The organism is Drancourtella massiliensis, from assembly GCF_016900655.1.
GTDB classification, from domain to species: Bacteria; Bacillota; Clostridia; order Lachnospirales; family Lachnospiraceae; genus Sellimonas; species Sellimonas catena.
Window position 1 is genome coordinate 1 of record NZ_JACJKH010000093.1, and the last position, 669, is coordinate 669.

Annotated in this window: 2 rRNA genes; both read left to right on the forward strand. The window is 47.5% G+C overall.

What is annotated here, in order from left to right:
• Positions 1-103: ribosomal RNA gene (gene rrf / locus H6A32_RS15860) — 5S ribosomal RNA — on the forward strand; the annotation flags it as partial.
• Between the two features lie 457 nt (positions 104-560).
• Positions 561-669 (forward strand): 23S ribosomal RNA (locus H6A32_RS15865); the annotation flags it as partial.

Consider the following 669-nt stretch of genomic DNA (forward strand, 5'->3'; position numbering starts at 1 on the left):
CCTGGGGGAAACACCCGTACCCATCCCGAACACGATGGTTAAGCCCCAGACGGCCGATGGTACTGCACTGGAGACGGTGTGGGAGAGCAGGTGGCCGCCAGCTCCAAAAAAGAAATGAAGGAACCGGACTGGAAACAGGCGGAGGCCTTTGAGATAAATTTTAATATAGATACGGACATGAAGAAAGGGGACTTCATGACCACCCGACCAGCAGGGAAGTGCTGTTGACAATACGGTAAACGCCAGGCAGAAATGCCGGCGGTCATTTTACCAGTGATATGAAGTTTGAAGAAAACTTCAGATTTCATATGACTGATAAAAATCAGTCAGCCGGTCAACAAAATATCTTTTGAATGACCGGGACGTGTACCTTGAAAACCGCATATAAGAACACAAATAGAAATATCAAGACATCCGAGGTAATGTGAACACATTATTGAGAACAACGGCAGATCGAAGGATCTGCACTATCGACCAACACATGTCACGCTAGGCATGTGAGATTACGGAATGCTCCGTGAAAGGGAATCCTCTTTCGAAACCGCATTCCGAATCAAGTTGGTTATGCTGAAAAGAGCGCAGGGTGGATGCCTTGGCACTAAGAGCCGATGAAAGACGTGATAAGCTGCGAAAAGCTTCGGGGAGGAGCAAATATCCATTGATCCGGAG